23 protein-coding genes are annotated in these 25,239 nt (G+C 40.8%); 15 read left to right on the top strand and 8 right to left on the bottom strand.

All coding sequences use genetic code 11. The annotated features are described in order from the left end of the window. Positions 1-372 precede the first annotated feature (372 nt). Positions 373-1,233, bottom strand: coding sequence for a hypothetical protein (locus CQ839_RS19330; protein WP_103669938.1), 861 nt, complete (start codon positions 1,231-1,233; stop codon positions 373-375). 353 nt (positions 1,234-1,586) lie between these two features. Between CQ839_RS19330 and CQ839_RS19325 the strand changes: the two genes are divergently transcribed. The 8 genes from CQ839_RS19325 (at position 1,587) to CQ839_RS19290 (ending at position 6,017) form a co-directional block, all read left to right on the top strand. Next, entirely contained in the window at positions 1,587-2,234 is a 648-nt protein-coding gene (locus CQ839_RS19325; RefSeq protein ID WP_103669937.1) for a DUF2301 domain-containing membrane protein, read from the top strand. A gap of 229 nt (positions 2,235-2,463) precedes the next feature. Continuing rightward, positions 2,464-2,673: a type II toxin-antitoxin system HicB family antitoxin gene (locus CQ839_RS19320; protein ID WP_103669936.1), complete on the top strand. Its 210-nt coding sequence runs from the start codon at positions 2,464-2,466 to the stop codon at positions 2,671-2,673. 82 nt (positions 2,674-2,755) lie between these two features. Continuing rightward, positions 2,756-2,965 (top strand): type II toxin-antitoxin system HicA family toxin, encoded by a 210-nt coding sequence (locus tag CQ839_RS19315; RefSeq protein WP_103669935.1) that lies wholly within the window; start codon positions 2,756-2,758, stop codon positions 2,963-2,965. Positions 2,966-2,975: 10 nt separating this feature from the next. Then, on the top strand, positions 2,976-3,671 hold the full coding sequence (locus tag CQ839_RS19310; RefSeq protein WP_103669934.1) for a class I SAM-dependent methyltransferase: 696 nt from the start codon (positions 2,976-2,978) through the stop codon (positions 3,669-3,671). A gap of 53 nt (positions 3,672-3,724) precedes the next feature. Further along, positions 3,725-4,012 (top strand): DUF4090 family protein, encoded by a 288-nt coding sequence (locus CQ839_RS19305; RefSeq protein WP_103669933.1) that lies wholly within the window; start codon positions 3,725-3,727, stop codon positions 4,010-4,012. Positions 4,013-4,125: 113 nt separating this feature from the next. Further along, positions 4,126-4,635 (top strand): L,D-transpeptidase, encoded by a 510-nt coding sequence (locus tag CQ839_RS19300; protein ID WP_103669932.1) that lies wholly within the window; start codon positions 4,126-4,128, stop codon positions 4,633-4,635. Positions 4,636-4,847: 212 nt separating this feature from the next. Beyond that, complete coding sequence (locus CQ839_RS19295) at positions 4,848-5,039, top strand: photosystem I reaction center subunit IV (RefSeq protein ID WP_009626231.1); 192 nt, start codon at positions 4,848-4,850, stop codon at positions 5,037-5,039. A gap of 108 nt (positions 5,040-5,147) precedes the next feature. Beyond that, positions 5,148-6,017 carry a DNA-formamidopyrimidine glycosylase gene (locus CQ839_RS19290; protein ID WP_103669931.1) on the top strand — a complete coding sequence of 290 codons (870 nt, stop codon included), beginning with the start codon at positions 5,148-5,150 and terminating at the stop codon, positions 6,015-6,017. A gap of 76 nt (positions 6,018-6,093) precedes the next feature. Here the strand turns inward: CQ839_RS19290 and CQ839_RS19285 are convergent, their stop codons facing one another. After that, positions 6,094-6,984: a ferritin-like domain-containing protein gene (locus CQ839_RS19285; protein WP_103669930.1), complete on the bottom strand. Its 891-nt coding sequence runs from the start codon at positions 6,982-6,984 to the stop codon at positions 6,094-6,096. Positions 6,985-7,174: 190 nt separating this feature from the next. Between CQ839_RS19285 and bioF the strand changes: the two genes are divergently transcribed. Both bioF and CQ839_RS19275 read left to right on the top strand, forming a co-directional pair. Then, positions 7,175-8,350 carry an 8-amino-7-oxononanoate synthase gene (gene bioF / locus CQ839_RS19280; RefSeq protein WP_258040798.1) on the top strand — a complete coding sequence of 392 codons (1,176 nt, stop codon included), beginning with the start codon at positions 7,175-7,177 and terminating at the stop codon, positions 8,348-8,350. A gap of 26 nt (positions 8,351-8,376) precedes the next feature. Next, complete coding sequence (locus CQ839_RS19275; RefSeq protein WP_181016257.1) at positions 8,377-9,492, top strand: GGDEF domain-containing protein; 1,116 nt, start codon at positions 8,377-8,379, stop codon at positions 9,490-9,492. A gap of 42 nt (positions 9,493-9,534) precedes the next feature. Here CQ839_RS19275 and hisB read toward each other — a convergent pair whose 3' ends face one another. Continuing rightward, entirely contained in the window at positions 9,535-10,137 is a 603-nt protein-coding gene (hisB, locus tag CQ839_RS19270; protein ID WP_103669928.1) for an imidazoleglycerol-phosphate dehydratase HisB, read from the bottom strand. Positions 10,138-10,412: 275 nt separating this feature from the next. On the opposite strand from hisB, the gene CQ839_RS19265 reads away from it, so the two are divergent. Further along, entirely contained in the window at positions 10,413-13,334 is a 2,922-nt protein-coding gene (locus CQ839_RS19265) for a cation-translocating P-type ATPase (protein ID WP_103669927.1), read from the top strand. A 4-nt stretch (positions 13,335-13,338) separates the two neighbouring features. Continuing rightward, positions 13,339-14,880, top strand: coding sequence for a YcjF family protein (locus CQ839_RS19260; RefSeq protein ID WP_103669926.1), 1,542 nt, complete (start codon positions 13,339-13,341; stop codon positions 14,878-14,880). Positions 14,881-14,915: 35 nt separating this feature from the next. Here CQ839_RS19260 and CQ839_RS19255 read toward each other — a convergent pair whose 3' ends face one another. From CQ839_RS19255 to CQ839_RS19235, 5 genes are all read right to left on the bottom strand, one after another. Then, positions 14,916-15,605 (bottom strand): retron system putative HNH endonuclease, encoded by a 690-nt coding sequence (locus CQ839_RS19255; protein ID WP_103669925.1) that lies wholly within the window; start codon positions 15,603-15,605, stop codon positions 14,916-14,918. Further along, complete coding sequence (locus tag CQ839_RS19250) at positions 15,602-16,876, bottom strand: AAA family ATPase (RefSeq protein ID WP_103669924.1); 1,275 nt, start codon at positions 16,874-16,876, stop codon at positions 15,602-15,604. The genes CQ839_RS19255 and CQ839_RS19250 overlap by 4 nt, the downstream gene beginning before the upstream one ends. A gap of 49 nt (positions 16,877-16,925) precedes the next feature. Then, entirely contained in the window at positions 16,926-18,476 is a 1,551-nt protein-coding gene (locus tag CQ839_RS19245; protein ID WP_103669923.1) for a hypothetical protein, read from the bottom strand. Between the two features lie 198 nt (positions 18,477-18,674). Then, positions 18,675-19,340, bottom strand: coding sequence for a DUF4033 domain-containing protein (locus CQ839_RS19240; protein WP_103669922.1), 666 nt, complete (start codon positions 19,338-19,340; stop codon positions 18,675-18,677). A 420-nt stretch (positions 19,341-19,760) separates the two neighbouring features. Further along, a complete protein-coding gene (locus CQ839_RS19235) occupies positions 19,761-21,032 on the bottom strand; it encodes a DUF4912 domain-containing protein (protein WP_103669921.1) in 1,272 nt (423 codons plus the stop codon). Between the two features lie 338 nt (positions 21,033-21,370). Here CQ839_RS19235 and CQ839_RS19230 point away from each other — a divergent pair, with 338 nt between their 5' ends. The 3 genes from CQ839_RS19230 (at position 21,371) to CQ839_RS19220 (ending at position 25,202) form a co-directional block, all read left to right on the top strand. Then, positions 21,371-21,889, top strand: a complete 519-nt coding sequence (locus CQ839_RS19230; RefSeq protein ID WP_103669920.1) for a photosystem II protein Psb27 — start codon at positions 21,371-21,373, stop codon at positions 21,887-21,889. Between the two features lie 189 nt (positions 21,890-22,078). Next, positions 22,079-23,341 carry a sensor histidine kinase KdpD gene (locus CQ839_RS19225; protein ID WP_258040797.1) on the top strand — a complete coding sequence of 421 codons (1,263 nt, stop codon included), beginning with the start codon at positions 22,079-22,081 and terminating at the stop codon, positions 23,339-23,341. Positions 23,342-23,402: 61 nt separating this feature from the next. Next, positions 23,403-25,202, top strand: a complete 1,800-nt coding sequence (locus tag CQ839_RS19220) for a DUF3685 domain-containing protein (protein ID WP_103669918.1) — start codon at positions 23,403-23,405, stop codon at positions 25,200-25,202. The last annotated feature ends 37 nt before the right edge of the window (positions 25,203-25,239 follow it).

Here is a 25,239-nt window from a genome sequence, read left to right as displayed (position 1 = left end):
GCTTTTTGATTTATACCTGTTTGCAGTTAGCTCTAAACCCAAGTAGTGATTCACTACTTGGGTTTAGAGCTAACTGCATATTATCCACAATGCAGTTATACCAATTCACAGAAGTGTTGTCACACTTTTGTGAATTAAAAAGCAAACTCTGTAAGGGTTTTAAAAACACAAAGTGGCGTAGCCACTTTGTGTTTTGGTATTAGATACGCCTGAGTTAAGACCCAAAGCCTAAAAGAGAGTTGCGGCGCAAAGCCGCAACTCTCTTTAGGCTTTGGGTTTGTCCTAACATAAATGGCTATAGCTATAAAACTCAAGTCCAGAGAGTTTTTTAATACCTCCAAATGGCAACGCCATTTGGAAGATGGATATTTATTATTGAGCAGGAGGCAATAGCGTAAATGGAGCAGTAGTAGGGGAATTTGCAGGGTTAGGGGTGGCTGGAGCAGCGGCGGGGTCAACAGGTTGATCAGGATTAGAACTAACAATTGGAGCACCTACAGCACGTAATACCTCAACTCCATTTTGCTGTAGCACAACAATTGGTGGCTCTGCATTGGTATCAATTCGCTTCACCAACACCTTCCCGTTGGAAATCATTTGACCAGCCCTAACATAACGAGATGTTGACTCACCAAAGGCACTAATAATTGCGTAGATCGTACCTGCAACTTCGACAGTCCCTGTGACTTTTGTGCCATCAGCAGCTCTGGTGTCAGGTGGCAACACGATTTTACTCGGACGGTTAGATGTTCTTACAACTACAGCAGCACGCAGGTTAGGAAGTGCTTTGGGCTTTGCCAACAATGTTTCTAACTTTGGTACTGGATTAATCACAGTACTAGTGAATGGATCTCGCGATTGTTTGGAGTCAACCCCAATTTTCTGTTCTAGCTCCTGAACTCTTGCCTGTTTATCAGTGATGGTAATCAGATCCTGTGTTTTCTGCCCAGCGACAAATGGGGTATTAAAAGTCGGCGCGGGAGGAGTTGCGGCAGCCTTGGGTGCAGTACTTGTAGGTGCACTACCAGCAAGAGTGGGCAATGGCTGCCCAGATTCTGCAAGTCCTCTCATTTGCTCGCAATCTGTACCAGGAGCAAATTTGGCTGTTTTGACAACGCCTTGTCTTCTTTCACTTGTCGTGGTGATCGTACATTCGACTGGTGTACCCTCACCGCAAGCACTAAGGATTGTAGTAACGCTAAGAATCACGCCAGCTAGGTAATAAATACGCATAATAAAGTTCCTCTGCTGCCTACTTGGTTTTCGGTACAGCGTCATCCGAATTTTGTCGATTTTGACTGCAAGATAGTAAAGCATTATGGTAATTTTGGCAATCATTAACAAGAGATAACAACAAGTTTTATGATGAATCCAATTCTGGGGTTGTAGTTTTTATAGTGCTGTAATCCCAATAATCAAAATGACAACGACATTTTGATTATTTAAAGCCCTTACTGAATTTGGTTATACCAAATTCAGTAAGGGCTTTAAATAATGGCAGTTTACGCTTTAGTAAAACTGCTGAAGGTAAATAGTCAGATTGCTGTCATCTATACTTTGAGTAATAGTCATTGGCGGAGAAATTTGTGGAAACTAAATCTGAAGTTTATCAAGGCCAGTTTGGTGAGTTTACGATTACAAAAGACGATCGCTTTGGGGTAATTGTGTACCGTAGTGCTTTAGCGATCTCTGCTCTATGTTTTAGCGTGGGTGCAATATTAGTGCTGTTGCAGCCCAATAATCCTGAAATCCTAAATTGGTTGACTTTGCTGTATGTCGGGTTTTCTGTCGGGTTAGGTGTTGCGCTATGGACGATTCATATTTATCTGGAGTTACTACATCGGGTTTTGCAGAGCTTTTGGGTGATCGGGACGATCGCTGCGGTGGTTGTAGCAATTTACTCTCCTGAGCCTTTAGCGATCGCTATTTACAATCATCCAATCGCACTAATTGCTGTTGGGTTTAATTTTGCAGCATTGACTGGCATCTTTTTTAAAGAAACTTTTTGTTTTAATCGCTTTGAGACAAAATTTTTAGTACCCATATTGCCTTTGCTAATTCTTGGACATTTAGTTAATATTTTGCCTGTAGCGATCGAGCGAGGACTATTAGGTGCTTGGGCAGTTTTGTTTGTAATCTTTGCGATTCGTAAAGTGACTCAAGAAATTCCACCTGATATTGGTGATAAGTCGGTCTTTGCCTACCTCAAAGCTCAAAAACAACAAGCAGTTTAATCCAGAGTTTTTGATAAGCGAATCTAGTCAACCTATTCTAGCTTTCAGGAATATTTGTTAATTGATCGGGTAAAACCCCATGTAGAGCGTTATATTAAGCAATCGAAACATCAATGATTGTTTATCGAGTATGACCATCCATTTAGATGCTCGGTTTATGCTGTCATCGATTGGTGTTGAAGTTAGCTTGGCAGATCTATACGAAAATATTAATTTTTGAAATAAATTTATGATAGTTCGTGCGATTTTAGAATGGGATGAGGAAGTGCAATCTTATTCGGCAACCTGCCCAGAGTTAAATTTTGTATCTTCTCATGGAGATAGTCGTGAAGAAGCAATATCTAATCTTAAAGATGCTATTTTTCTAATGCTAGAGCCATTACCTGATCATTTATTAGTTAAAAAGCCAAGCTCTGAAATGGTTGAGTTAGCTCTTTAAGTTTTTATGTCTAAATCACTTGCCAAAATCCAAGCGCTGCTTTATTTTGCGGGAAGTTTAGTTGGCTCTGTAAAAATTTTTTATGCCTAAATCACCGCGATTAACTGCTAGTCAAGTTATTAAACAACTTAAATCAGCAGGATTTTTAGAAGTATCTCAAAATGGCTCTCATCTCAAGTTATTTAATCCTGATACTAGGCGGACTGTTATTGTTCCTGTTCATAGCAGCAAAATGATTCCAATAGGCACTTTGAAAGCGATCGAGAAACAAGCAGGTATTAATTTTTTATAGACCTTAAATAATGAATAAAGCTTTTACATCTCAAGCTGATGACTGGACACCTGCGATCGCTACAGTGCAGAAACGCTATGATCGCGAATATCGTAATGAAGCATTTGATTTGCCCGCTGAGGTGGAGTCGATGCCGCTTTTTCGGGAGTGGGTAAGTCATGCTCTATCTAGCAAAATTGCTTCGCCATTTTGGGAATTGGCACAATTTCAAAAAAATCAGCGTTGCCTAGATATTGGCTGTGGGGTAAGTTTTTTGATTTATCCTTGGCGTGACTGGGAAGTATTTTTTTACGGGCAGGAAATTAGTTTTGTGGCTAAAGAAGCTCTTAATTCAAGGGGTTCACAACTAAATTCTAAATTATTTAAAGGGGTACAACTTGGGGCAGCCCATCAGTTAAGTTACGAGAATGGATTTTTTGATCGCGTGATTGCGACTGGATTTAGTTGCTATTACCCGCTTGAGTATTTGAAATTGGTTGTGCGTGAGGCTAAACGAGTACTAAAACCAAATGGGGTATTAATTTTTGATGCGATCGCACCTGATTTGGAGTTTGCCGAAAATTGGGCGATTTTAGAAACCTATTTAGGTTCAGAGGTTTTTCTGACACCCCTTAGTGAAGTTACGGAGCTTGTGCAGTCGATGGGTGGCAAAATTACTGCCAAAAAAGACGGGTTGCTATTTTCTATGTATCGCGTTCAATGGTAGTTTGTTGAGAGTGGCGCAAAGCACTAATCTCAACAAGTATTTGGTTTTTATTTATGTCCGAAAATTCTCAAACAACTGGTGCTGATGCTATTGATGTAGCGATCTCTCAAGGTATCGACTTTGATGGCACACCAATTGACCCTAAGAAACTTGATCTCTATAGCAGCGTAATGGCACTTGAAGCAGGTCGTCAGCGCAGTGGCGTAACTAATACCATGCGATCGCGCATTGTCCGTATTGGCGCAAAACATATTCCTCAAGATGAACTCAATCAAAAATTACTGGATGCAGGCTTTGCCCCACTGAAGGACAAAGACATAGCCTTTTTTTACAATAAATAACTTGTTCTTTAAGAAAGGTTTCGCTAAGTGAAACCTTTCTTATTTATTGAGCCTTTTGGCAGTTTTTCAGTAAATTTTGGGCATACTTGTTGATATGCAACCTTGCGATCAACATGATTAAGTATTGGAAAACTAGATCTACTGCTTTAGTTACCGCTTTGCTCTTAACGGGACTGAGCGGCGGAGTTAACTTAATTAATTTAGATAGGGCGATCGCACAAACTGTATCTGGCAATGTTAGAAATCAAGATATTCAGCGTTTAAAGAGATCAGGCCAACGTTGGATTGAGATTAATCGGCGTAGCCAGACCCTTATAGCATGGCAAGGCAATAGACAGGTTTATGCAGTGATTGTTTCTACTGGTAAAAGTGACACGCCAACACCTACAGGGATATTTAGCATTCAATCTAAATATCCCACTGCAAGAATGCAGGGAGAGGACTATAACGTGCCAGATGTGCCTCATGTGATGTACTACAGTGGCAATTATGCTATTCATGGGGCATATTGGCATCGGAGCTTCGGAATACCCATCAGTCATGGCTGTACTAATGTTGCTCCCGATCATGCGGCATGGCTGTACCGATGGGCTTCTATAGGGACATCTGTAGTTGTGCGTTAAGTAACTAAGTCCAACCTAAAAAACTGTACCGCCCGCTACGCGGGCGGTACAGTTTTTTGGATTTTATATTTTCAAGTTGTAAATCTCCTTTTGCTAAATAAAACTTAATGGGCTAGAAATAGACAGAGGCGAACGCCTCGCAGTAACCTAGAGACGGTATCTGTAATCATTTTATTTTTCACATTACAGTCTTTAGGAATAAGGATAAAACTATGGCAGTTGCACGTGGTTCTAAGGTTCGTATTTTGCGTAAAGAGTCCTACTGGTATCGCGAAGTCGGTACTGTAGCTTCTGTTGATAAGAGCGGCATCATCTACCCAGTTATCGTTCGTTTCGACAGCGTAAACTACTCCAACATCGCAACCAATAACTTTGCGATCGATGAAGTAGAAGAAGTCGCCTAGATTCTTCTAACTCAAAACCCAAAAATGAGAGAGGGCGCTTAGCGCCCTCTCTCATTTTTGGGTTTTAATATAATTAAGTATGAAAATTGGCGTAAAGCGTTACATATAATGCCCGAATTACCAGAAGTTGAGACGGTTCGTATCGGTTTAAATGAAAATACGCTAGGTTGGCAGATTGAAGGCGGTGAGGTATTGCTCCCCCGTGCGATCGCCTATCCCGAAAATTCAGAGAATTTTTTAGCATCGGCAATTGGTGCTGAGTTCATTGAGTGGCAGCGTCGGGGGAAATATTTAATTGCTAAGCTTTCACAAGGCAATCAATTAGGTGTGCATTTGCGAATGACTGGGAGTTTGCTCTGGTGCGATCGCGATACTACTGTGGGCAAGCATACGCGGGTAAGGCTATTTCTAAAGAAAAAAGGAAAAGGGGAAAAAGGAAAAAATGGCGGATTGAAGGAGTTGCGGTTTGACGATCAACGAACTTTTGGTAAGGTTTGGTGGGTTCCATCTAATCAAACAACGGAATCAATTATTACAGGGTTGCAGAAGTTGGGTTTGGAACCCTTTGATCCTAAGTTTACGCCAGAGTATTTAGCCGCTAAGTTTAATCGTACTGGTCGTCCGATTAAGACTGTGCTTCTCGATCAGGAAACTGTCGCGGGGATTGGGAATATCTATGCTGACGAATCATTGTTTCTTGGCAAAATCCATCCTCAGAAAGCGGCAAATTCTCTTGATTTGGAACAGATCACATCTCTACGTCAAGGGATTATTCGCTCTCTTAGTGATGGTATAGCTAAGGGTGGAACGACATTTAGTTCTTTTCAGAATGTTGCTGGACTTAAGGGAAACTATATTGATACAGCTTGGGTGTTTCGACGTACAGGACAGCCTTGCAATGTCTGTGGGACAGTAGTTTCAAGGATTAAACTCGGCGGACGATCTACACATTTCTGTTCTCAATGTCAGAGTCTATAGCGATCGCAACTCCTCTTGAATTGATTGTGCAGTTTTTTGATTAGCTTGTGATAATTGGAAAACTGCACAATCGAGATTAATAAGTTCCTGCTTTATTTGCGGTATCTTTGAGATTGGCATTAAAGAACATCGGAATGAACTTCTCGACAAAAGAAGAAGGATCTTTATCCCATGCTTTCTTGACTAGATCGATTCTAGTCTTTTGCAAATCAGAAGAGAACAAAGTCTGAGGAAGTTGATCGATTAAGTATTGTGGACGTTGCCATAGCGGAAGTGTATCGGCAATCTTCATCAAGTTCTCAACGCGGCGAACTTCTGCACCAGCAAGAACATCCATTCCCGACTCATAGGCAGCTTGCTCGATCGCAGTATATTTACGCTTAGCAGTATCCACTTTGGCATGAAGAGCTTCACTCTTTTTCGCAATTTCCGCCAGCTTACGATTGCCCCACCGAACATGTTGAACCTCTTCAGGCATGATCTTTTCGATGGTTTCGCGGATTTTGATGTTTTCGGGGGTTTGCTCAGACTTTTGCAAGGCGCGGATATGGGCGGCGAAGTATTCACAACCGCGCTTTTCGGTGACATTGATCGCTGCGAGAGATTCGATGATGCCATCTTCAGGATTACTACCGATAGTGTCGTAGCTAATCATCCGCTCAAACTCATCGATATAGGAAGTCCCTGGGGGAGTGCCGATGTCCTCACCAAGTTCGTAGAGTAAATCAGTTAGCCAAAGAGCATGACGCGCTTCGTCAGCAACGTGATGCGATAAATCTTTAATCAAGTCGCGGGGCTTGCCATCGAGTCTTTCGATTAGGTCGGTCAGGTCTTTGCAACTACGCTGCTCATTAAAACGGTAGCGATTGAGCGTTACCATGTGGATTTCACGCTGGCGCACCACTTGATCGAGGATGTCTTGGGCGCTTAGCTGTCCACGAAGTTTACGAGGATATGCAACTGTCATTTTTTAAACCTAGATAATAACGGTAGGATAATTTGCGCTATGCGCCGCTTATTCTATGTAGCTACGCAAAATTAAATACAAAGCCCCAAGATATGCACTGCCCACGTAGCGGGTGGTACATATCTTGGTTCTGTTTTTTTAATTATGTTTAGTTACTTATAAAGATTTTAATCTTAATTTGTAAAGAAGTGTGAAGACTAAACCCATTACTCATTTATCTACGCCCTACGACTGGCTCGATCGCTCATTAGAGTCCATCCACAAAGCTAACTGGTATCGCTCTACGCAAACTATAAGTAGCAAAGCAGGAACGATCGCTACTATTGATGGACGCGAGATGTTGCTGTTTGCTAGTAATAACTATTTGGGGCTAGCAGGCGATCGCCGATTGATTGATGCAGCGATTAGCGCTACAGAAATGTATGGGACTGGCTCGACAGGATCTCGTCTGGTAACAGGACATCTGGCTTTGCATGAAGAATTAGAAACTGCGATCGCTGATCTTAAAAATACTGAGGCGGCGTTAGTATTTAGCTCTGGTTACTTGGCAAATTTGGGAGTGATCGCTGCAATTGTGGGACAGCGAGATTTGATTTTGGGTGATGAATATAATCACTCTTGTTTGAAAAAGGGTGGTTTGCTGAGTGGTGCAACTGCCATCGATTATCAGCATTTGGATTTAGCCGATCTCACCGCTAAATTGCAAGCAAATCGTGCTAAATATCGCCGCTGTCTAATTACCACTGACAGCGTGTTTAGTATGGATGGCGATCTTGCACCATTACGGGCAATCATGGATTTAGCTAACCAATACGACTGCATGGTATTAGTCGATGAAGCACATGGAACGGGAGTATTTGGCGATCGCGGTGGTGGCTTGACGACTGCATTGGGGATTCAGCAGGATTTAATCCAAGTGGGAACTCTGAGTAAGGCTTTGGGAAGTTTGGGCGGATATGTGGCAGGTTCGGCTAAACTTATCGATTTTTTACGCAATCGGGCGGCAACTTGGATTTATACTACGGGGCTTTCGCCTGCGGATACAGGTGCAGCGATCGCAGCGATTAACATTGTCAAGTCAGAAAATACTCTCCGTCAGCAGATTTGGCAAAATGTGGGATTCTTTAAACAAGGTTTACAAAGTTTAGGTATTCAGGCGATCGCATTTGATTCACCAATAATTGCGATCGAGATGGCTGATATTGCTCAAACGCTGCAAATGGCAACAAATTTACGCGAAAATGGAATCTTTGCCCCTGCGATCCGTCCGCCCACTGTACCGACTCCACGCATCCGTCTAACCTTGATGGCAAGTCATACCCAAGAACAAATCCAGTATTTGATGCAATGTTTACAAGCTTGGTAAATCTTGATGTTCAGACAATGATCTTTATGACTAGCATTGATGCCGTATTACAACTATCAATGCTGATTTTTTTATGTTGCTTGGTAAATCAATACCGAGGCATTAAAACTTTCACCCTAGGTAATATTTTTACAATAATTAGCTATATCATTAGCTTCAGTAGAACCTTTCAGCTATCAGCCACATTAGTTACTGCTGGACTCTTCCTATTGCTAGGTAGTTCAATTTCATGTATCGGTATCGCTCAATTTACCGACAAAAAGATTAAGCTCCATTACTTTCTCATACTTCACCTTCTATTCATTGGGATTCAATCATGTTTTGTGATTTTTAAAGACGTTTTCCTATTTAAGACCATCACTCAATCAGCTTTTCAAATAGTAGTCTTTGCGCTTTCTATTTACTATTTGTTAAGCAATTCCCATAAAAGCTTTGTTGGGGCAGCAAGATTTATGGCGAGTGTCATATTTGTTTTAATCTTGCTATTAATAGCAAGAATTGTAATCTTGATCGGAAATCCACCTGACAATCTATTTGCACATGCTGATATCAATTCTGCTTCTTTACTCGTAATTTTTATCTCTAAGTTTTTAATGACCTCTGGATTTATCATGATGGTCTGCCAGAGGCTCTATCACGATTTACATAGATCCGCTAATACTGATGTACTGACACATTTGCTCAATCGGCGGGCGATGATGCATCAGCTTGAGATCGCCATGAATCAGTTTTATCGTAGCGATCGCTTATTTGCGATTATTTTGATTGATGTCGATTTCTTTAAGCGAGTTAATGATGTCTATGGACATGGTGGCGGTGATACAGTTCTTATTCATCTTGCGCAAATCCTCCAAACCAAGATGCGGAAAGCTGATTTAGCAAGTCGTTGGGGAGGTGAAGAGTTTTTGATTTTGTTGCCCGATACGATGCTCGATCAAGCACATGAGCTTGCTGAGCGATTACGCTCTTATGTAGAGACAAATCCCACACCATCAAATATCCAAATCACGATTAGTTTAGGAATCGCAGTAATCCGTCAGCATGGAAATTCACTGGAAAGCTTAATTACGGCTGCCGATCATGCCCTATATGCAGCCAAGAACAATGGTCGTAACTTAGTAGCGATCGCGAACCAACGCTAAAAAAAAGATGGTGGTGTTTCGCGCCACCATCTTTTTTTGAATTTATAAAACGCCTTTGGAGCTAGGAATCGTACTGACGCGACGTGGATCGACTTCTACTGCCATCCGTAAAGCACGAGCAAAAGCTTTAAAAGAAGCCTCAATAATATGATGAGAATTCCCCTTCTCTAACAGCCTGACATGCAGTGTCATCTGGGCATGATTGACTACGGCTTGATAAAACTCGCGGACTAACTCTGTGTCATAAGTTCCCACCCGCTGATTGGGAATCACTAATCCATAAACCAAATAGGGACGACCCGAAAAATCAAGGGCAACTTGAACGAGCGCTTCATCTAGAGGCGCAACAAAATGTCCAAATCTTGCAATCCCTTTGCGATCGCCTAATGCTTGTCCAAGAGCTTGCCCTAATACAATCCCCACATCTTCATTAGTATGATGATCATCAATATGCAAGTCACCCGTAGCTTGAACATCGAGATCAATTAATCCGTGAGAGCAGATTTGATGCAGCATATGATCGAGAAAGGGAATACCAGTGTTGATATTTCCTTTACCTGTGCCATCAAGATTCAGCGCCACAGTGACTTCGGTTTCGCCAGTTTTGCGGTGGACTTTTGCAATGCGAGGAGTATCGTAGGACATAGCGCAGAAGAGTTGATAAAAGTTGTAAAGTGTCAGCTTTACTACACTTTAACCTTAAATTGCGATCGCGTTGCTTGATTTGGAAATTCTCATTATGAAAACAATTTTGGGTTTTCCAGCGCCGCAGGCGCTGGAAAACCCAAAATTGTTTTTTTGAAATTCAGCATTGGATTTCTCTAAAGCTTAAACAAGTTGTAAAGAGGATTTAGCAATAGCATGGACTCTGATAGGCTAAAACAGAGATGTGATCATCCTGATTGCTGACAAAACCCACAATGAGTAATTTACCAACAAATCAAGTTTGGCATACCCTTACGATCGAGCAAGCGATCGCTGCTTTGGATACAAACCCAGAGTTGGGTTTAGAGTCATGGCAGATCAGCGATCGCCAAGCTGTCTATGGGCGCAATGAGTTAGATACAAAATCAGGGCGTTCAAAGCTAAGTATTTTTGTTGATCAGTTTACTAACATCATGTTGTTGATGTTGATGGGGGTAGCAGTTGTTTCAGCAGGTTTAGATTTGCGGGCGGGAAGCTTTCCTAAAGACGCGATCGCGATCGCAGCGATCGTCATTCTCAACGGCATTTTGGGCTATGTACAGGAGAGTCGTGCTGAAGAGGCTTTGGCAGCCCTAAAACGCATGGCGACTCCGAATGTGCGGGTATTGCGTGAGGGTAAAGTTGCCGAAATCCGATCGGTGGAACTGGTAGTGGGGGATATTGTGTTTGTTGATGCGGGGATGCAGATTGCAGCAGATGGGCGGTTAATAGAGGCAGTAAAGCTGAAAGTAAGAGAAGGGGCACTTACAGGTGAATCTCAGGGAGTGAATAAGTTTGCTGATCAGATATTTGATGAAAATGAATCTTTAGGCGATCGCTGCAATATGCTGTTTCAGGGAACTGAAGTATTGCAAGGACGCGGCATGATGCTAGTCACGGCAATCGGAATGCAAACTGAATTGGGAAAGATTGCCAATTTATTACAAGATGTGGAAATAGAAGAAACTCCATTGCAAAAACGCATGGCTGAGCTTTCACAGGCTTTAGTTATTTCTTCTTTGGTTCTAGTAGCGATCGTGATTGCTTTAGGACTATGGCGCAATGGTGACTTTGTCAAGTTGTTAAATACATCCTTGAGTATGGCAGTTGCTGCTGTACCAGAAGGTCTGCCAGCAGTAATTACTGTGACACTTGCCCTTGGCACGCAAAGAATGGTTCGCCGTAATGCTCTGATTCGCAAGTTGCCTGCGGTGGAAACACTGGGTTCGGTGACAATGATTTGTTCTGATAAGACAGGAACCTTGACCCAGAACAAAATGGTGGCGGAAAATATTTTCACCACCAGTTATGCTGCTCAAATCAATGGAACTGGCTATGAACCAATTGGCGAATTTGCCCTCTCTCGACTAGCAGGAGATATGCTGGCTAGTGATCTTAATATTTATCAATGTGCAGAATTACAGATTTTACTCGCAGCAAGTGTAATTTGTAATGATTCCTATTTACAAAAAAGAACCGTTGAACAAATAAGCGATCGCCCATCACCACGAGGCAAGAAGGACTTAAGTCCCTTGCCTATTCGTTCACCAGAATCACTATGGAAAATCATCGGTGATCCTACCGAAGGAGCGCTGCTAACCTTGGCTGGGAAAGCGAATTTTTGGCAGTCGCACTTTACGCAATATTTCTCCAGAGTTGCTGAGATCCCCTTTACGCCTGAGCGGAAGCTGATGAGCGCGATCATCGCCATCAAAGATATGGATGCTGAAGATACACCTGAAACGATACGAATGATCGCCGCATTATTGCCCAACATACCTTATTTTCTATTTTGTAAAGGTTCGCCTGAGTTGGTTTTGAGTCAATGTGATCGCATTCAAATAGATAAACAAATCGGCTTAATTACAACCTCCTATAAAACAGCCGTTAATATTCAAAATACCCTGCTTGCCTCTAAAGGAATGCGTGTATTAGGATTCGCCTATCTGCCTCTAAAAAATTTACCGACAGAAGATGAACTTGTAGATATAGAGAAGAATCTGGTTTGGCTGGGACTTGTGGGTATTCGTGATGCTCTCAGAATGGAAGCGGCGGCGGCAGTACAAATCAGTCGTCGGGCAGGAATTCATACGACGATGATTACAGGCGATCATCAACTGACGGCGCAAGCGATCGCTCGCGACTTAAATATTTTTTATCCAGAAAGCGATCGCGTATTAACTGGTCAAGAAATTGAACAAATGGATGACGATGAACTAACTGCGATCGCTCAACAAACTGCTGTCTATGCCAGAGTTTCACCTGAGCATAAACTGCGGATCGTGCAAGCATTACAACGAAGCGGTAAAATCGTGGCGATGACGGGTGATGGAGTAAATGATGCGCCTGCTCTAAAACAAGCAAATATTGGAATAGCTATGGGCATTACAGGAACAGATGTTGCTAAAGAAGCTAGCGATATGATTTTGCTGGATGATAACTACGCGACGATTGTGGCTGCAACCGAGGAAGGACGAACGGTTTACGCAAATATTCGCCGATTTATTAAATATATTCTTGGTAGTAATGTCGGTGAAGTAATTGCGATCGCATCGACTCCCTTTCTAGGTTTTGGCGCAGTTCCGCTTACCCCTTTACAGATTTTGTGGATGAATCTAGTTACTGATGGCGTGCCAGCCTTAGCTCTTGCAGTAGAGCCTGCTGAAGACGATATCATGGAGCGTCCTCCTTTTCATCCCCAAGAAAATATTTTTGCTAGGGGCTTAGGCTGGTATATTCTGCGAATCGGTGTTATCTTCGGTTTGCAAACAATCGGCTTAATGGAGCTCGTCTATAATTCTGGTAATCCCTCATGGCACGAACATTGGAAGACGATTACATTTACGACGCTCTGTATTGCTCAAATGGGTCATGCTCTATCCTGTCGTTCTGATTCCAAACTAATCATTGAGTTAAGTCCGATTTCTAATCCCTATCTATTAATTTCCGTAATTTTTACCACGGCTTTACAACTTGCTTTGCTCTATGTCCCAACCTTACGCCAGTTTTTTGGCACTGATGCTCTTTCTGCTTCAGAGCTAGGCTTATGCTTTGGATTCAGTATGCTATTAGTTTTGTGGGTAGAATCAGAGAAACTCTTCTCAAGATGGTGGCGCAAATCTCATCCTTCAAAATCTACTGTAAAACCTCAGCCCTAAGCCAATGAAAAGAAAATTTCCTTGGTTGCGATCGCTACTTGTCTTAGGCTGCTTTGGTCTAGTAATTTCGTTTATCATTCCCTTACTTGATCGGATTATTCAAATCTACCAACTTGTGGCAGCCTCTTCCCCGATTTTAGGCGGTTTCGTAGTTCTCTTGCTAATAGGCTTATTTGTAGGATTGTTTTTGATCATTTGGCGGTATTTACGCCTATTTCAATCTGAACCATCTAAACCACGTCCCATTCCTGAAGTACCTACCGATAAGATCGAAGCGGCTCAAGACAGTCTTGAAGCCTTAGAGCGGCAGGTCGAGCAAATCCAAGATGAGGTAATGCGCCGATCTCTATCTGAGCAAACCGAACAACTCAAAAAGAACTTCATCCGTCAAGAATTGCGAGTGGTTGTGTTTGGGGTTGGCTCCGCAGGCAAAACTTCATTAGTAAATGGATTGCTTGATCTATCGCTTCAAGATATCACCGTCAAAGGTGAAGTCGGTGCGGTTATGGGAACTACTCAACTTGGTAAAGTCTATACACCTGTGAGATTTCATGGTCTAGAAGTACCAATTCAATTTACTGATTGCCCAGGGATATTAGAAGCTAGTGCATTGGGTAGCGATCGCGAACAGGAGGCGCGAAAAATTGCGACAGAAGCAGATTTGATTATGTTTGTCGTTGATGACGATTTACGGAGTTCGGAATTTGAAGTTCTCAAAGCCCTTACCGATATCGGCAAGCGCACAATTCTTGCTTTCAATAAAATTGATCGCCTAACTAAAAGCGATCGCGAAATCATCCAAACTAGTTTGCGATCGCGCGTACTTGATTTTATCGCGCCCGAAGATGTAGTCGCGATCTCCGCAAGTCCTGCGGCAATTACCCTAGACTCTGGTGAAGTCGTTACTCCCAAACCCAAAATTCAGCCACTTTTAGTAAGAACTCTTGATATTCTCAGTTATGAAGGCGATGAACTCGTGGCGGATAATGTGTTATTGCGATCGCAACGTCTCACTGAAGCAACTCGCGAAGCGCTCTCACAACAACAACAAGCTGAAGCTGAAAAAGTAGTTGAGAAATTCCAATGGCTAGTAGTTGGCGTAGTTTTTGCTACGCCTTTACCAGTGGTCGATCTTCTGGCTACAGCCGCGATCAACGCCCAAATGGTTGTGGAAATTGGTAAAGTCTATGGCTGCGAAATCAATATTGATCGCGGTAAAGAGCTGGCCAATTCACTCACGCGCACGCTTGTTAGTCTCGGCATCGTCAAAGGTGTAGTCCAAATCATTACCACATTAATTTCCGTAACTGTAGTCGGGCTAGTTCTTAAAGCAACAGTTCAATCAGTTACAGCAGCCTATCTCACGCGCATTGCGGGTAAGAGTTTTATCGAATACTTTAGTCGCGATCGCGATTGGGGCGATGGCGGTATTGCCGAGGTCGTTCAGCGCCAGTTTCAACTAAATCGCCGTGATGAGTTTCTCAAGATTTTTGTGCAAGATGCTGTCAATCGAGTGATGGTGTTGGTAAAGCAAAAAACAACTTAATGATCGCATTCAGGCAAATTTCTGCGACTATATATTCAGTTTGGCTCTAGAAATTGCCGAAGAATATAGGCGATCACAAAGCTAAAAGCTTGTTGATTTGGCTGTTCATAGGATTTAATCAGCATTTCTAAATCTGCTGTCGTTAATTCTTCTAATCCTTGTAAAGCACCAATAATTGCAGCTTCTCTCATAGCCGTTAAATTTTCATGCTTGAGATTTAGCGTTTGGATAGTTTCTAATGCGGCTTGCTGTTTATCAGAATCTTCGACAGGGCGTATTTCTCCAGAACCTGTATATCGAAAAAAATCAGCGCAATCTGCTTGCAATGGTGAGACTGAAAGCGGATTATTTCCTCTTTTGCAGCCACAATGCTGTAGGCAGTGCAGAACAGTTTCATATTTTTGCTCAGGATCGGATATTTTATATTTCTCTGAGAAACCACATGATGCTAAAAGATTTGAGAAATCTATTGCTAAAGCGAGATTTTTTGGTTGTTCTGACTCTTTTTCATTTTGTGGTTGCAGATGTTCAATATGGCTGATGTCACTGTCAATTTTCATTCCGCAATAACAGCAGGTATAACCTTGTTCTTTCAGTAAAGCGTCATGGACATCAGATTTAATTTGACCGCGCAAATCACTGTAGGTTGGTTTCCAATCATCATTTTCTTGAGATTTCCAGTCAGTAAAACTTGGTGGTTCATGCCCCTTTTTGATATATCTCATCTTCCTAAAACTTCTTTCCGATGAATTAACACATCTGCCCTCGCAAATTCTGGCTCATCAAAGCCTATTTCCTCTTTTAGGGATATTTGTAGCTCTTTTGCTTGAGTTAAATTACCATCATCAATTAGTCTGAATAGATTTAATAAATCATCTTTAATTTTTTGATTCCGTTTAGGAACTCCCATTTCATCTTCGAGAATGCGATTGCTATCTCTGCCATAGGTTCGGACTATTTCTGCTGTAACGCCAGATTCTGTATTAGCAAGTCGATAGATTTTTCCATCTTTGACTTCGCCTAGCACTTGTGGTGAGTGGGTTGTAATTATAAATTGACAGTTGGGGAAAGTTCGTAGTAATGCAGGTATAACCATACGCTGCCATTTAGGATGCAGATGTAGCTCGATCTCGTCAATTAAGACTACACCGCTACCCTGTTCAGGTTTTTTCATCTCAGGATTAGCGATCGCCAATCTTCTCGCCAAATCACCAACCATCGCTAACAAGTTTTTTTCGCCATCAGACAATTGATTGATCGTAAGTTCAGCACTATTTTTGGTAACAGTCATGCGTAGTTCAGGACGACGACGAATTCTGAGATCTTTAAATTCTGGCAGAAAAGTATAAATTGCTTGGCGTACAGATTCTAATTGTTTATCTCGATAATTTGGGTCATCTCTAATCAGCTCATTTTCTAATTCTTCAAGTAACTTAAACCATTCAAAAAATTCTTTAAAAACAACTTGCCCACCTGTAAATGCACGAATATAAGCATCAAGAAGAGTATCGCTCTTTTCTGATTCATAATCTAGACATTCTTCAAATAAAATATCACGTTTCACTGAGTAATAAATTAGAACAGGTATGCTAGTAGAATGAATGAAGCTTTGTAAAAGATCAGATGGATTATTGTCTAATATGTTTGCTGATACTTTAGATTGATCTCCTCTATTTTTTTGTATGAAAAATTGAAAATCTAAAGACTTAAGAGTAGTTTCTAGCTGAACATTAGCTTTTTCATTATTAGCACTAATATCATCATCTAAAAAAATATTTTTAGGTCTTGGATTCCTAAAATCAGTTATGTTGTTTGAATTTACATACAATGCATTTACAAGATCACAAATATGTCTGAGGAAAGCGCCCAAGCAATCAAGAATGCTAGATTTACCTGAGCCATTATTACCAATTACAATATTAAGCTGTGGATCAAAATCTATAGTTAGATCATTGATGCCTCGAAATGATTGCATTCTTAATTGTTTGATTTTCATTATTTTCTAATAGATATAACTTTTACTAAAATTACATAAAGTGAAGTCTTCAGACACCAAAATAACGCTTGCGAATATTTTGATATTTGGGCTTTGCTAATATACGTTCAATTTTTAGATAATCCCATTTTTCTATACCTATTTTTCGGTTTCTTGATATTGCATCAAGTTTGTCATGCAAGGTCGCATCAATAACGCCATTTGTCATAATCCAGAATCCTTCAGCACCATATTGATCGATGACATCAGATACTTGCACCTTTGATCCTGCCAAAGTTGCAGATCTTTGAAGTAGTTTGCATTGGACAATCCATTTAGATTTTGGTTTGTTTAATCGGCTTCGAGTATAAACTTCAATATCTCTTCCCCCATCACGCGAACGAGATTTACCCATTTTTTGTCGAGTATCTAAATCAAAATTAGAAGAATAAGCAATCAAGTCATAGCAAAGTTGTTCAAACAGTTCATCATCTAATTTATTCCACGGACAGGATATATCAATATGATTTCCTGCTAAATAACTCAGTTTATCTGCAATTATGTCAAAAGCATTTTGATAGTCTTGCTCTACAGAAACATCAAGATTTTTGAGTGAAATTTCCGCGTCAGAAGAGTAGTCGTAATGATCAACAGAGTAGTCGTAATGATCAACGAAAAATATATATTGAGCAAAATTATCTCTAATTGTCATCAAACTACCATCTTCTGAAAGTAAAATTTGATATGTTTTAGCATCTCTGAAATGATTGACTTTTGGATTGAAGTTTGAATAACTATCTGAATCAATATCTTTTTTAAAAATTGAATATGCACACTTTTGAGCAATATTAAACCCTATTCTAGGAAATTGCATCATTACTGACTGGCTCAATACTATTGAAGGAAGACTGTTAAATACTAAGTTATCTGCTTCTTCCATGATAAAATTTTCACTCATCCCTCCATATGATAAAAGTAGAGTTTCTATATTATGTGGTTCTTCACTTTTGTTAGCATGATAAGGAATAATCCATGCCCAAGGAGAAGAGTATAAGTCATAATTAAGATAAGGACTAAGAAATGAATGCCAAAAGCCAAATTCTTCTTCAGGATGTAAACTATAATGAGATTTGGCTGAATCTTCGTCATAGTCTAAATCAGATTCCCCAGCTACTAAATTAGCCATATAACTATCAGCTAACTCATGAAAAATTAATCTTGGTTTGTTTGACTCAAACAATTTATTTTGAAAATTTATTTTTAATTCTTGAAAACTATCAAGTATTGTTTCATTGCAATCATCCTTCCCTTCTGAGTAACACACTTCAGAAAATCTTAGAAGAATTATTCCTAACTCACAAGGATTTTCTACAGATAAATCAAAATCAATACTTCTTAAATTAACTAGACAAGATATCGAGCTACAAAATGGATAAATACTTTCTCCAAGAAACAGAGAAAACAAATAATCATCTGCTATGCTTAGATTTGAGTTAGCTGAATCAAACATCTCGCACTTGACTATCAATTTAATTGATTTATGACTTTCCAAATATTCACAAAGAGAATCAATTGTAAATAGTTGATCAATCTTTTCTAAAGCAAGTATTTGTGTTGACATAAATAACTCAATAAACTTCAGAATATTAAATAAGATTTATCTTTGCTATCTTAGAAAAGATATAGGCTAACTGATTCCTGCTCAATTAATTTTACTGCATCTGCCAAAATCTCATCGCGATCGACCATTAACAAGCTCTAGACTTCTCCAACAATTCGCTTAAATTGAATTTTATCGAAATACGCAGAAAATACTCCGTTAATTTAGCTTAGGGCAAGCAGCAGCAGCAAAACTTGCAGTCGGACATTGTTGCTTTAAACATGGTTGTTTATGGTCTGGATCATTTGCTGGATCGAGGGGGATTTGACCAAAAATCATTTTGCAACTGAGATCTTCAAAGTTGGGGGTCATGGTGAGCGGAATCCCAAATTTCTCAGTAAAAAATTCTTGAGTAGGAACTTTACACATATTGACACACATGCCCACGCAGCCACTATCTACCAAATAACGACATTTTTTAATCTGTACTGCTGAAGGTTGCGATCGCGCCGTTCCATCTTCCAAAATTATCTCAGCTTCCTCGACCTCACAAGGCCCGACTAACCACTCAAACAGTTTGGCTGCAAACCACGCATTAAGAACGCATACCAGTCTTGTAGGCGAGGAAAATGTCCGAATTGCCCATAGTGCTGGTGATGGCACTAAAGAATGCAGTACTTTTGCCACAATTGCTTGCTGCTCTTTAGCATTACGTCCCTGCATAATTTGTTTCGACAACTCGACAAAGCCATCATATCCACTGATTTCAGTCCCCTTGCCCAGAGCCTGTGACATCTTGAGAGAAAATAGCCAGATAAACATGCGATCAATTAAATTGTCCTTATATTCATCTTTAGCTACAGTTTGTAGGGCTTTAGGCTCCATAGATTCCTTTAAATCAGACTACCAAAATTTTCTATGACGATATTATACCAATTCACCAAAGGGTGACTGCACTTTTGTGATTTGGAAATCAAACCCAGTAAGGTTTTTTGCAGCAGTTCTCATTATAAAAATTGGTTGTTTGAAAGCCCGTCGTTGGCGGGCTTTCAAACAACCAATTTTGGTGTTTCTAGCGCCTTCGGCGCTAAAAACACCAAAATTGGTTTCATAATGAGAATCGCTGGTTTTTTTGAAAGCACGAAATGGCTAAGCCATTTCGTGCTTTGGTATTAACTTAATTGGCAATCATGGCTCGGATTAGTTAGGGGCTAAACTTACGCACAATTCAATATAAAACCCAAAAGAGAGCTGCGGCGCGTATCGCTGCAACTCTCTTTTGGGTTTTGTTTTTAAATTAGAAACTTAGCTAATCCATTCGGGAATTGCTTCTTCTTTGGTGTTAGTGCGTCGCTCAAGAGTTTGACGCTCGAACTTCATGTGAATAGCCCGATTTTGTTCTCCATCCGCAGCAACTGCAAAGATGGGATAGTCTTGAATGCCATCTTGGAAAGAAGTATGGAAACGGAATGTACCATCAGCATTGAGCTTGATAGGACGACCGCCAATTGTAACTGAAGCATCAGGCTCAGTTGCCCCATAGACAATCAACTCAGCGTCAGCAACCAACCAGAACTGGCGAGGACGAATAGGTGCTTCGCTAGAGAAGAAGCTGTAGCTAGACATGCCAATGCCAGAGTAGTTAATACCGCTTGCACTGACTGCACCTGCTGCACCCGCAAATAAACCTGCACCAGAGGGGAAGACGTAGGAGCTAAGAGACTGAGGAGCCATAGCTTCATGCTGCATAGAGCCATAGAGAGAGCCAGAGATTCTTTGGACTTCTGCTTCACGGGCAATATTGAAGATTTCGTCGTAGGAACCATCGCTAGTTGTCGTTGATTCTTCAGGCGCAGGTGCAACTTTCTTGGCTGGAGGAACCAGCGTGAAGAAGGTTTGACCCTTAAGAGTTTGATCCCAAGGAACGGTAATAAAGTTATCTTCTACCCATTCCGAAGGGAATACAGGAGGAACGTGAACTACTTTAGAGCGGGTTAGGACTAACCAACGACCATCAGCACAACGATAGCCAAGTTCAGCTACATAATCGCGATCGCTAATTGGGATCGGCAAATACCATTCACGAGCGAGTTCATCGCTATTATATTCCTGTAAGTTATTAGGAGTTTGGTAATCCAAATTAACATCGGTGGCATCATACAAACGAAGTGCCAACTGCTGTCCACCTTGCTTTCTCAACTCTTCTTTTTGAGAATTAGGAACATCCCAATATACATAAGCCCATTGGGGATCACGAGGTAATAGGACGATTCGGCTTTCACCGTAACCACTTGGCAAATCACCGATACTTTGATCAATGGCAGCAAGCGATTCTAGGTTTTCTTCTGTTTCTTCACTACCGACATTAAACTTTGATGCTTCCACGATTTCTTGTGTCTCCGAGTTACTACGATCTACTTGGTTTGAGGCTGCACCTTGAGCTGTAAGAATAGTTTGGATATCAGCTAGTAACTGAGATTTGCGCATCCGACTGTAACGAGAAATCTCTAGCTCTGCTGCTACTTTGCGAAGCTGACGCAAGGTCATTTCTTCTAGGGGAGGACGTTCCCTCGCCATACAATTAACCTCCAACTGCTTTTAATAGTGTCTATCTCAGTTGCTTGGAACTGAGGATTCTGCATGTAGCTAAATACATTCTGCCAAATTTTCTGAGAAGGTCAATGGCTGGAAGGGTTATCTTCTATTGGTTTAGACCAGTTTATCTAGTTGTTGCAGTACAAACACTCAGCCAAAACCAAATGCCTGTAATTGTTGTGGAGATCATAGAAGCAAATTTGATGGGGGATCATAATGTCAGGAAATCATAACATTATGATCCCCTCCTTTTGATACTGGGGGAGTTTGTCCGAAAAGCCATAAGATTAGAGTGAAAACAAATATGTATTTTTATAAATATGAAGGCAAAATACGAGTCTTTATCTAAGTCTCTAAAAGGTTTAAATGTTGCTTTACAAGGCTTCTGTCGATCCGTGATCGCTTTTGCATTAGCGGCTCTAATGTTATTAGGTGGGTTTACCCCAACGGCAAATGCCGCATTGTTTGAAAAAAAGGGTGATTCTTTATCAACTAAAGAAATACAAACGCTTGTCAATGCAGGTCTGACAGGTAATTACATCGCCGATACAACCGATACGATCAATACTATGCGCGAAGCAGTCAATCTGGCTGACGATGCTGAAAACCGTGCTGTGGTAAAAAAATCGGCAAGATATAAAATCAATGCCTATGTATCGCGTTATCGCGCCGATCACGAAAAAAGTGGTTTGTATTCCTATACAACAATGTTGACGGCGTTGAATACATTGGCAGGATATTACAATGGCTCAATCAAGCGTGCAATCCCAGCTAAAGTTCGCGATCGCCTATTACAAGAGTTTGACCGCGCAGAAGCTGCTCTTGCCCAAGGTCGTTAATTTTATTTTTAGGAAACGGCACTTATCAAGGTTTTCACATTGTGACCGCCAATGTGAAAACCACAAACCAAGAATAATTTGGGTTTTGAATTTTCAAGTTGGCATAAACAGCTTGAAAATTCAATAGTGAATTTTCCTAGAAGCGTAAGCATAAAATAGCTTGAGGACGACGAAACATTGGCAACAGGATTGGCAACAATATATGAGGCTCTGCATCATGACCAACAAACCCATGAGTTTGTCGAAGAGTTGCACCAAACTGATGCAAAAGAATTCTGGTACCGCGCGATCGCTGTTCTCCAGCAATTTTCGATTCAGAGTCAGTTTAAAGGTCTGTTGCTAACTCATCATCCGTATATTTTCCCAAATGTAGCCTATCGCCAACCTGAATTACAAAATTGGGTATTTACTAGCAGTAAATCTTCACTGTTTCCCACTGCTTCGTTACCGATTGGCAACACACAAGTTGTATCGATCCCCAAATCCGATGCTCTAAATCAAGAATGGTTTTGTATTTTAGCCACCGAGAATTTCAGTGTCTTAGTATTATCTTCCTCTAAAAATCATAGCTGTATCTGGTCGCTGCATCCCATTGCCATTCAAGCTGCGATCGCAGTACTTTTACCGCGAATTCGTCGTACAGAACAACAGGCTTTATTGCAAGCTAAGCTACAACAGTTTCCACTCACCTTGCCACCCTATCAAATCATGGCAAGATTTTGTGCAATTTTGATGGCGCAATCTTCGATTCATCAGGAGTTGCCGATTCCCGAAATTCAAGAAGTCGATATCATCAAAGCTATTACCCATGAGGTGCGTACTCCTCTCACGACGATTCGGATGCTGGTGCGATCGCTAAAACGGCGCAAAGATATATCGGCGGAGGTAAAAACGCGATTAGATAGAGTTGATGCTGAATGTACAGAACAGATTGAAAGATTTAATTTGATTTTTGAGGCGGCACAACTCGATAGCTACCCAATCATATTGGAAGCGACACAAATCGAAGAGATTTTGAGTGATGGATTTATGCGTTGGCAGGAACATGCAGGAAGACGACAGATTTCCTTGGAAATGATTTTGCCGACCGAGATTCCTGCAATTTTGAGCAATAATCTACTTCTCTCTCAGGTTCTGAATGGGCTAGTCGATCGCTTAGTTCGTAGTTTTCCGCCAGATAGTCATATTCAGCTAATCCTAACCAGTGCTGGCGAATATCTAAAATTACAGTTTCAATCGCAGGTAACGCAACAAGGTGGTGGTGATTTACCATTACTTAAGGCGGTAGGACAATGGCTAATGCTCCAACCTGAGACAGGAACCTTAAGTTTGAGTTTGCCAACTACGAAGACTTTGCTAAAAGCTCTTGGCGGCAAGCTTACCGTGAGAATGCATGCCACCAGCGCCGCCTACGATGGCGAAATTCTGACAATATTTTTGCCATTTATTTGAATATTAGTTTAACCGTAGAACTTTAAGATATATTGAGCAAAATCGTCTGTCCAATTTCCCAATGAGTGACGAGCTATATAAATTACTTTTAATAGATGCCGATCGCATTTTTCGGATGGGGATGCGATCATGGTTGGCTCAATTTTTAGATTTGGAAGTGGTTGCAGAAGCGGAGACGGTTTCCGAAGCTTTAGCGATTTTACAAGGAGAATTAGATCTTGATTTAGTAATCCTTGATCTGAATTTAGGTTCAAAAAATTTGGAGTTAGGAGAAAGCAGTCATCAATCGGGTTTAGAACTATGCCAGCGCTTAAAATCTGAATATCCTAAATTGCCAATTTTGCTGTTGAGTTCTACACAATCTCCTGAATTTGTGCAGACAGCTTGGCATGTTGGTGTTGAGGGATACTGCTTGAAGGGAGCTAATCCTGACGAATTAATTACCGCTATTCGCCAAGTTGCTTCAGGAAATAGATATTTGGGCGATCGCATTAGACTCGATATTGATCAAACCAATCAATTCGATGCAGCCGATCGCTTAATGAAAAACTTACCTGAGCAGAATGTTGTAGCGATTGTACGGCGCAATTTCTATTTGTCGGGAATGCGAGGAATTGATCGAGTATTGGCAGAGGTAAAAGCAAATTTAGCTAAAACTAATAACGATCAGCTTAGCGATCAGATTACCAAAATGGTTTTAGCGGGACAGGCGCGGGAATTGCAAGCCGCACGTTGGCTAGTTAATCGCTTATGGGGACAAAAAGCATTGCCAATTAATACTTTCGCAAATAATGATTCTAATATTTTTGAGGGGATTTCTAAACCTAATGTGGAAATAAGCGATCGCTTAGCTGATGCATCACAAAATCAGTCTGAGCAGAAATCAAGTAATAATGCTTTAGCAGTTCAAGCGAGTCTATGGGATAAGGCAGTTAACAAACTGCAATCTAGCTTATTAAATTCCAGCAAAATGCCTTTGGAAATTGATGTTTTAAAAGATGAAAAAAAACGCCAACTTCTTTATATTGCTTTGCGTCAAGTTGAACAGAGTATTACTGATTTGCGGTTTTCTCAAATTAGTCCGTCGCAGTTAGAGTTAAAAACAACTGATATTTTAAAAAGTATTTGGCAGGAAACTGTGATCAACTTCTTTGGTAAGTATTATGCTCTTGAGAATATGGCTAATGTTGATGCCGAAGTTAACGTTGTTGATGTTTTGCTTGATGATATAGAGATCATCCAGATAGAATTTTTAGATAAAATCCCGCAATTTGATAATTTTCTATCACATTTATTATTCGAGACAGAATTAATAGTTGATAATTCTACTGCTGCTATAGGTACAACTGAAGCGATGCAACGATTAGAATTGATTTTGGATAATTTGATTATTCAAATTGCTAATGCCGCGATTCAACCACTTTTAAATAATTTTGCAAATGTGGAAGAAATTAAACAAAATTTCTATCGCTACAATCTACTTGCTACCCGTGAAATAGAACGATTTCGCAATGATTTGTCTTGGAAATATCGCTTAGAAAAGTATATTACTGACCCACAATTAATCTTTGAAAGTCGCCATATGCTGTTGACATTTGCCGATCGCGGTATCAAAAGAGTCAGTATCTATACTCCCCGTAATCAGGAGCTACAAAACCTAGAAGGAGTGCAGCTTGCTTTGACTTTGGCGCTGGAACTACAAGATGCGATCGCTCCACGCCTAAAATCTGCGATCGCTTTTATTGGTAGTGGATTTGTTTATGTATTAACTAATGTGATCGGTCGAGGTATTGGCTTAATTGGTCGTGGTGTGGTGCAAGGAATTGGCAATGCTTGGCAAGATAGCCGAACCAAAAAGTAGATAGGTTAACGGATGCCCCATACGAGGCTTTGTGCTT

It is taken from the genome of Pseudanabaena sp. BC1403 (assembly GCF_002914585.1).
Lineage (GTDB): Bacteria > Cyanobacteriota > Cyanobacteriia > Pseudanabaenales > Pseudanabaenaceae > Pseudanabaena.
Note: the sequence above shows the minus strand (reverse complement) of the source record. Positions and strands in the feature narration are given on the sequence as shown.